This is a genomic window from Methylobacterium tarhaniae (assembly GCF_001043955.1).
Lineage (GTDB): Bacteria > Pseudomonadota > Alphaproteobacteria > Rhizobiales > Beijerinckiaceae > Methylobacterium > Methylobacterium tarhaniae.
On the sequence record NZ_LABZ01000342.1, the window covers coordinates 1 to 918 of the forward strand.

Below are 918 nucleotides of genomic sequence, written 5' to 3' on the forward strand. Positions count from 1 at the left end.
CTCGGCGCCTATGCGGAAAAATCCCGGGTCAGGGGCGACTGGCTGGTCCCCCTGCCGGCGGCCCTCACCCCCGAGCAGGCGATGGCGGTCGGCACCGCCGGCTACACCGCGATGCTGGCGGTGCTGGCGCTGGAGCGTCACGGCCTCACCCCGGAATCCGGCCCGGCCCTGGTGACGGGCGCGGCGGGCGGCGTCGGCTCGGTGGCGATCTCGCTCCTCGCGCGGGCCGGATTCCGGGGTGAGGCCGTGACGCTCCAGCGCCAGCACCGCCAGCATCGCGGTGTAGCCGGCGGTGCCGACCGCCATCGCCTGCTCGGGGGTGAGGGCCGCCGGCAGGGGGACCAGCCAGTCGCCCCTGACCCGGGATTTTTCCGCATAGGCGCCGAGATGGGTCTCGCCGGTGCCCCAGCCGTTGAGCACCACGGCGTCGCCGGGCTTCCAGTCCGGGTGGGAGGAGGTCTCGACCACGCCCGCGAAGTCGATGCCCGGGATCATCGGCCAGCGCCGCACCACCGGAGCCTTGCCGGTCAGCGCCAGCCCGTCCTTGTAATTGAGGGTGGAGTGGGTGACCCGGACCGTGACGTCGCCGTCCATCAGCTCGGATTCGTCGAAATCCTTGAGCGCGACGCGTTGCCCGCCCTCGCCCTTCTCGATCACCACCGCCTTGAAGGTGCCCACGCTCCGCCTCCCTGCCCGCGCGCGGCGTTCCGGCCGCGTTCGCCTGATGGGTTGTGGAGCGCCCGGCCCCCGGCGGCAAGGCATCCGGCAGCGCGGCGGCCCGGACGGATCCGGGCCGCCGGAATCCGGCTCAGTAGCCGTCGTAGATGCTGCCGCCGCCGAAGACGAGGCCGGTGCCGGCACCGACCGCCGCCGCGCCCAGCCCGATCCCGGCCCCCGCGAGGCCGAGGCCCGCGCCGA

The 918-nt window shown here is 74.4% G+C and carries 1 protein-coding gene; it reads right to left on the reverse strand.

Features of this window, described 5'->3' with window-relative positions; all coding sequences use genetic code 11:
• On the reverse strand, positions 1-678 hold a 678-nt coding region (locus VQ03_RS29805), incomplete at its 3' end, for an alcohol dehydrogenase catalytic domain-containing protein (RefSeq protein WP_245292250.1).
• Between the last annotated feature and the right edge of the window lie 240 nt (positions 679-918).